Origin of the sequence: Bradyrhizobium sp. (assembly GCF_049581145.1) — a bacterium.
GTDB lineage: Bacteria > Pseudomonadota > Alphaproteobacteria > Rhizobiales > Xanthobacteraceae > Bradyrhizobium.
Genome location: NZ_JBAURI010000149.1, coordinates 1 through 6,465, shown reverse-complemented (window position 1 = coordinate 6,465; position 6,465 = coordinate 1). Strand labels below are relative to the sequence as shown.

8 protein-coding genes are annotated in these 6,465 nt (G+C 63.7%); 2 read left to right on the top strand and 6 right to left on the bottom strand.

Going from position 1 to position 6,465, the window contains the following annotated elements; all coding sequences use genetic code 11:
- A partial coding sequence (locus WCB02_RS04950) for an MFS transporter (protein WP_423956720.1) occupies nt 1-1,246 on the bottom strand: 1,246 nt, incomplete at its 3' end.
- A gap of 476 nt (nt 1,247-1,722) precedes the next feature.
- On the opposite strand from WCB02_RS04950, the gene WCB02_RS04945 reads away from it, so the two are divergent.
- Nucleotides 1,723-2,457 (top strand): class II aldolase/adducin family protein, encoded by a 735-nt coding sequence (locus WCB02_RS04945; protein ID WP_423956719.1) that lies wholly within the window; start codon nt 1,723-1,725, stop codon nt 2,455-2,457.
- A gap of 42 nt (nt 2,458-2,499) precedes the next feature.
- Here WCB02_RS04945 and WCB02_RS04940 read toward each other — a convergent pair whose 3' ends face one another.
- On the bottom strand, nt 2,500-3,381 hold the full coding sequence (locus tag WCB02_RS04940; protein ID WP_423956718.1) for an AraC family transcriptional regulator: 882 nt from the start codon (nt 3,379-3,381) through the stop codon (nt 2,500-2,502).
- 379 nt (nt 3,382-3,760) lie between these two features.
- Here WCB02_RS04940 and WCB02_RS04935 point away from each other — a divergent pair, with 379 nt between their 5' ends.
- The gene (locus WCB02_RS04935; protein WP_423956717.1) at nt 3,761-4,921 is read left to right on the top strand and encodes a hypothetical protein; all 1,161 of its coding nucleotides are present in this window, start codon (nt 3,761-3,763) and stop codon (nt 4,919-4,921) included.
- Between the two features lie 139 nt (nt 4,922-5,060).
- Here the strand turns inward: WCB02_RS04935 and WCB02_RS04930 are convergent, their stop codons facing one another.
- From WCB02_RS04930 to WCB02_RS04915, 4 genes are all read right to left on the bottom strand, one after another.
- Nucleotides 5,061-5,438, bottom strand: a complete 378-nt coding sequence (locus WCB02_RS04930; RefSeq protein ID WP_423956716.1) for a hypothetical protein — start codon at nt 5,436-5,438, stop codon at nt 5,061-5,063.
- A gap of 323 nt (nt 5,439-5,761) precedes the next feature.
- Nucleotides 5,762-5,887 carry a DUF4926 domain-containing protein gene (locus WCB02_RS04925; protein ID WP_423956721.1) on the bottom strand — a complete coding sequence of 42 codons (126 nt, stop codon included), beginning with the start codon at nt 5,885-5,887 and terminating at the stop codon, nt 5,762-5,764.
- Nucleotides 5,888-5,919: 32 nt separating this feature from the next.
- On the bottom strand, nt 5,920-6,069 hold the full coding sequence (locus WCB02_RS04920; protein ID WP_423956715.1) for a hypothetical protein: 150 nt from the start codon (nt 6,067-6,069) through the stop codon (nt 5,920-5,922).
- 128 nt (nt 6,070-6,197) lie between these two features.
- Nucleotides 6,198-6,465: hypothetical protein (locus WCB02_RS04915; RefSeq protein ID WP_423956714.1), on the bottom strand; the 268-nt coding region annotated here is incomplete at its 5' end.

Below are 6,465 nucleotides of genomic sequence, written 5' to 3'. Positions count from 1 at the left end.
CGACCGAGCCGAGCCGGCCGATCCCGGTGGCCCAGCCGACGCCGGTCGAGCGGATCGCGACCGGATAGGAGATGGCGGCGAGCGCGATCAGGCCCGAGCTGCCGCAGCCAAGCAGCACGCCGAACCGGCCTTCGGCCACCATCACCGCGTCGAGCGAGGGTGCCGACCATCCGACCGCCGCATAGGCCATCGCGCCCAGCATCAGGGTCGGCGGCAGCACGCGCAGCACGCCGAACCGGCCCAGCAGCCAGCCCGCCGCGGCCGAACCGAACAGCGAGCCGAAATTATACAGCGCCAACGCCAGCGCGGTCTCTTCGGGGGCGATGCCGACGCGGCGCAGCAGGATGGGACTCCACGACGAATTCGTCACCAGGATCATGAAGGCGAAGAAGAAGCTCGTCCACAGCAGCAGCGTGCCCATGGCGCGGCCCGACCGGAACAGCTCGATCACGCTTGTCTTGGCCGCTGTCTTGGCAGCCGTCTTGGCAACTGTCTTGGTAACTGTCTTGGTAACTGTCTTGGCAGCGATTTCGCTGGCGAGTTCGTAGCGGGTTTCGCCGGCGATCGAGAGGTCCGGAAACATCCGATGCAGCGTGCGGGCGATCCGCTCCCGCGTCTTGCCGGTCGCAACCAGGAAGCTCACCGATTCCGGAAGCGCGATCGCAAGGACGATCGACAGCAGCACCGGCAGGGCGCCGCCGACCAGGAAAAGCGCTGGCCAGCCATGGCGCGGGATGATCCATGATCCGAGCAGTCCGCCGGCCACGCCGCCGAGCGGGAAGCCGGCCCAGAGCAGGCTGACCACGGCGGCCCGGCGCGTCCTGGCGACATATTCCGATCCGAGGCTGATGAAGCTCGGCATCGCGCCGCCCAGTCCGAACCCGGTCAGGAAGCGGCAGGCCAGCAGTTCGGACAGATTGCCGGCAGCGGCCGTCGCCAGCGTGAACACGCCGAAGCAGAAGGTGGCGCCGACCAGCACCCGCTTGCGGCCGATCCGGTCGGCGACCGGGCCGAGCAGAAAGGCGCCGAGCGCAAGGCCGGCCAGCGCGGCGCTGAACACCACGCCGAAAGCCGGCGGCGCAATGTGAAGCTCCGCGCTCATGGCCGGCGCCGCGAGTCCAATCGATTGCAGATCCATGCCGTCCAGCATGGCCACGACCGCGCAAAGCCCGATCACGCGCCACTGCGCGGGACCGATTCCGCGCGTCTCGATCAGCGCGGCAACATCCAGAACCCGCTCCGCCATGTGCTCTCCCTCCTCCTCTCCTTCGCCCGCGGCTGACCGGCACGGCGTTTCGTTCAGGCTCTTGCTGCGCCAGATCGGCGATGATGTTTTCGAGAAGGTTCGCTTCCAGCGCCGAGCATCTCCTGTGCCGTCATTCCGGGGCGCGCTCTTGCGCGAGCCCGGAATCCATAACCACCGGCCGGCGTTGTGTTATGCAGCCGTTGGCGCGCCTGTCGAAATACGTCCGTCTGTGGTTATGGATTCCGGGCCTGCACTCCGGCCGGCTATCGCCGGCCGGAGCACATCCCGGAATGACGAACGATGGGGTCAACTCCCACAGGATCGGTTTCGTGGAATCGTTCGACTATCGAATGCTGTTCCGTGTTGGTCGACGGCATCGCCTGCCCGCGGTTGATCGCAACGTCCTGCGCGGCATAGTATTGAACGCAACCTATCTGGCGCAAGCGCGGCGTCAGCAGCGAATACGGCGGTTCACCATGTCCGACACTGCATCCGAGGCGGTCGCCTCGGCGATCAACGAAGTGGTCGATGCCAACCACATCCTGTTCGATCAGGGCGTGGTGGACGGGTTCGGCCATGTCAGCCTGCGCCACCCGCTTCGCTCCGATCAGTTTCTGCTGGCGAGAAGCATGGCGCCCGCGCTCGTCACCACGCAGGACGTGCTGGTGTTCGATCGCGACGGCGCGCCGATCGAGCCGGGCGGCCCGGCGGTCTATCTGGAGCGCTTCATCCACAGCGAGATCTATCGGCTTCGGCCGGACGTGGTCAGCGTCGTGCACAGCCACTCGCCGGCGGTCGTCCCGTTCAGCGTGAGCAGCATGCGGCTGCGCCCGCTCTGTCACATGTGCGGCTTTCTCGGCGCGGCCACGCCGGTGTTCGAAATCCGCGAGGTTGCGGGCCCCGCCAGCGATCTGTTGATCCGGGATGCCCGCCTCGGCGCGGCGCTGGCGCAAAGCCTCGGCCAGGGCGCGGCTGTGCTGATGCGCGGCCATGGCTCGACGGTCGTCGGTAACAGCTTGCGCCAGGCCGTGTTCCGCGCGGTCTACACCGAAGTCGGCGCGCGGCTGCAGTCCGAGGCGATGAAGCTCGGCCCCGTCACCTACCTGACGGACGACGAGGCCGCCTCGGCCGCGGCAACCAACGACACGCAGATCGACCGGACCTGGCATCTCTGGCTGAAAGCCGCGCGGCGCCGTTCCATGGTTGATTGAACAGAACGGCGATCGGATCGAACAAGCCGCCGTCCAACCCCGCTACTTCAGTGGCAGGAACAGCTCCGCGACCGCCTCGTGCTCCGGCACCTCCGGGAAGAAGCTCAGCCGCTGGCAATAGATCGGGAAGTCGCGGGCTTCCTCGCCGCTGGCCGGCAGCCAGTCGCGATAAAGATAGAGCGCGGGGCGCTCCAGATTGCCGGTGTTGCCGACCACGCGCAGCACCGCGCAGCGGCCGCCGGGGATCTCGCCGGCCTTGATCTCTTCGCCGTTCGCCTCGATCGGCTGGTCGGTCCCGACACAAAGGTCCACGCTGTAATCGGCGGGCGACGCCGGACGCCGCTCGGAACGCCAGACATTGAAGGTCGGACTTGTCCTGGGGTGCAGGCCGGCGGCCGTGCGCCACGCGATGAACCGCCGGATGGTGGCGCCGAGCATCTCCGGGTCGCCCCGATGCTCCATGATCGCCACCGGCGTGGCGGGCACATCGCGAATCGTCACGTCGTCAGCGGTAAAGGTCTTCTGCATCAGCTTGCTCCTGGCGTTGTCGAGAGGCCCGAAGGCCGCAAGCCACGGCTCCCAGTCGGGAGACTTCCGGAACGACGAAGGCGATTGCCCGAACCGTTGCCGAAAGGCGCGGGCGAAGGCGTCCGGTGCGTCATAGCCGGCATCCATCGCGATATCCGTGACGCTTGGGGCGTCCGCGTAGGCCAGCCGGTACGAAGCGCGCTTCAGACGGGCAAGCTGGACATAGCGATGCACGGACAGCCCGAAGGTCGCCGTGAACTGCCGGTGGAAATGAAACTTCGAGAAGGCCGCAACACCGCTCACTTTTTCCAGGTCCAGATCACCATCGAGATGCCGGTCGATATAGTCCAGCACCCGCCGCATCCGGGCCTGATAGTTTTGCAGCGCCGCCTTCATCGACCCTCCTCCGTGGCGGCGCCAGTTAGGCGCTGACGGCTATGGCGTGCTCGACCGATCTTGCGGTTTGGCATCTCACGCTCGCGCATCCTCGGCTTCGGCTCCTCCTTGCCGGTCTCCCGGCGCACCACAATGAAATTCTAACGATCCCGGCTCGAAAGCCGATCAAGCCGATTCTACGCCGCGGAGAGGCGCTTTTATCTTGCCGCTTTATTCGGTTGGGTCTCAACCGTGTCACATCCGCTTTGCACTTCCCCAGAACGCGGTCGCAAATCCATCATGAGCGCGCTGAGCCGCACATGGCCGCAAACCATTTGATAGTTGCGTTTCTGGAACACCGTGCGATGGTCTTGTTTTCCGCGTGGAATGCAACTTGGCAATGAGTGAATCTAGCATCAGCTATCATATTCGTGTCGGCGACGGCCGCGAGGTACAAAAGCTGCTGCGCGAAGCGAAATTCAGTGGGGTGACCTTCGGGCCGGCGAACGGTTGGCTGACGTTCGTTCCATACGCCGAATCGGCCCGATACCGGAACGCCGAGGGTCCGCGTTTCGCAGATGACCTATGCAAGCTGACGGGTCTTGCGATCCTGTACTATTGCTACGCCGAGGATCATGGCTGGACTTTTGCGCTGACGCGTCCGAGCTGCACTTCGATCGAATTTGCGTGCTGGTGGGACCCGGCCCCGACCGTCGAGCTAGAACAGTTCGACCCGCTTGCTCTCGCACCGTTTGTTGCATCGGAGCTGCTCGAGCCGCTGCTCCAGCCCTTCGATTGCCGGAGGGCCGTTGATGCCCAACCAGCGTATCGGTTCGCAGAGTTGCTTGGCGTTCCTGCGTACAAATGGCTCTCCCCTGAATTTGCCCAGAACCATACGGAAGATCTTCTTGAACAAGGCGCTCGCAAACTCGGAACGAAACCAGCCGGTGCAGCGACGCGGCTCCGGCTTCCGCCAAATCGAAAGATTGAACTCCCGCAACCTCATCTCAGCGCACGCGAGGCGCTGGATCTCATTGTCCCCTTTATGGCGGGGTTCAAGCCGCCTTGGCGCCTGACCATGTTATCGACCTACGGTTTCCATCTGCCCGATGGTCGCGGTATTTGGCAGGCGAGGTGGCGCTATGGCGACAGCGGCGATACGGTACAGGTTGTGCTCCTTCAAGATGGTAGGCTCTCCTTTAAGGCCGAGACGACGCCGTCGTATGGAACGTATCTTCTGATGAATGCGATGGATTTGCCCGAGAAATGGCTCGACAGTACCAACATCGTTGCGATTGTGGAGCGTTTGCCGGTTCCGGACGGATTTGCCAAATCGTCGTTGCCGGGGATGACACTCGGTTCTTTCGCTGGCCATCCGCACCTCTGGCAGATCCTATTCCCGGGCAACAGGGATAGGGTCGAACGGTTCGCGTCCTGGACCGTCTATATCGACGCTGTTTCGGGAGCGGTCGTGGCAGAGGAGCTCGGTCGAAAGGACGATTACATGATCGTTCCGGCACGATTGCGCCTGAGGGGTGGACCTTGGCAGGACCTGGACTAACCTGAGTGGAGGTTACCGCATGACGCGCCCGATCGACCGCATCTCACTCGGATCAGCGAGTGGCAATTCGCCCGAAGCGCAGGGGAAGATCGCCCGCCATCGGCGATTCGCGGGTTGGAGCGTAGAATCAGCCGTGGCGTCATAGCGCCACGGCGAAACAATAGTGCCCATCTTCGTCTGCCGTGGCGCGCCATTTCGGTACAGAACTGGGCACGCCAAAACCGGCCGTTTTTGCGCTTTCAGCGGCGACGAGCGTGCGCACAAGCGCGCTTTTCGATCCCATGATGCGCAGTTCTTTCTGATCGACTTCGACGCGTTGGACGAGCGCACGGAGGTGATCACGGTGGGAGCCCCCCGACTCGGGCCGCATGCGCTTGCTGGCCATCCTGGCAAACGTCTTGAGAACTTGCGGTGTGAGTGTTGGCCGGGCCCGACCAATCGCATCCTCGGCCCTCTCCGCGTCAAGGCGGGCCGGATCACGCGTGGCCTTCAACTCGGCGATCCGGACCTTCAGCATGGCGGCAACGCGCCGTTCCAGAAGCCCTGCCGCGCGTTCTCCTTCATGGCCCGCAGCGTGTGCTTGGCGTCACTTGTCGCCAAGTTGATCGAGGCCAGGATGCGAGAGCTGCAACGGTTGAGTGCGAATTCCGGAATTACGGTGACAGTGCACTTAACTATCAGATCATTCGAGAAGTCCCGTCAATTAAGCGGACTTTCCCGCAATTTGGTGGACTTTCGAACCCGCAACGGTCGGTTCCACCGCCCGCCCTTATTCGCTCGATCAGGCCGCCTCCGGGACGTAGTGCAGGACGAGCAGATCCGCCTGCGGGGGCGCGACCGCTAGTCCCGGCCCTGGTCGTCGCTGAATGCAACCAGCAAGGTGTGGTCGTCAATTTGCTCGACGATCGTGCCAACCTGCCCGCGCGCAAGCCGCTGCGCGGGAAGGTCCGTCAGCGATGCCAGCACGTCCAAAACGGATGGCCTTTGGTCTCTTGCTCTCATGATAGAACCCAACGGCTGACGAACCTCGGTACGCTCTCGCCGGATCGCACGATCCAGATCGTTCTTACCATGGCATTGAGGCAATCATCCTCGATCTTGCCGATGTCGAAGATGGCCTCACCGGCGTGCGGCAGGCGCGCCGTCATGCCGGCGCTCGGACTTCACGTTTGGCGGCCATCCGCGAAGAAAACCCTGCCTACCCGATCGAACTTCGAAAGCTGGCACCCGGTTTTAGCGACGCCACCAGCTGCTGCTTCTCCGCCGCGCTCCAGCATCACCGCCATTCAACCGAGGTGATCACCTCGACACGCCCATTGGTCATCTGACCATCCCGCCAGGTCGACATCGGCCATCCACAGAAAAACCCGTCCGCGCGAAAATAATTCGCTTTGCGATTTGCCGAAATCAAACTACATTGTTCACGTTCCGTTCCGTCAGAGGGACGCTTCGCGATCGTCACGAACGTGGAGCGGAATGCGGTGGACGCGGCTGTGGCGACTGACGAGCGCCGGGGACGCGGACGGCGAAATCGTGTGGTCCCG

Excerpts from the sequence above, each read along its gene's own strand:
- WCB02_RS04940 (WP_423956718.1), bottom strand. The coding sequence starts at position 3,381 with ATGAAGGCGGCGCTGCAAAACTATCAGGCCCGGATGCGGCGGGTGCTG.
- WCB02_RS04920 (WP_423956715.1), bottom strand. The coding sequence starts at position 6,069 with ATGACGGCGCGCCTGCCGCACGCCGGTGAGGCCATCTTCGACATCGGC.
- WCB02_RS04930 (WP_423956716.1), bottom strand. The coding sequence starts at position 5,438 with ATGCTGAAGGTCCGGATCGCCGAGTTGAAGGCCACGCGTGATCCGGCC.
- WCB02_RS04945 (WP_423956719.1), top strand. The coding sequence starts at position 1,723 with ATGTCCGACACTGCATCCGAGGCGGTCGCCTCGGCGATCAACGAAGTG.
- WCB02_RS04935 (WP_423956717.1), top strand. The coding sequence starts at position 3,761 with ATGAGTGAATCTAGCATCAGCTATCATATTCGTGTCGGCGACGGCCGC.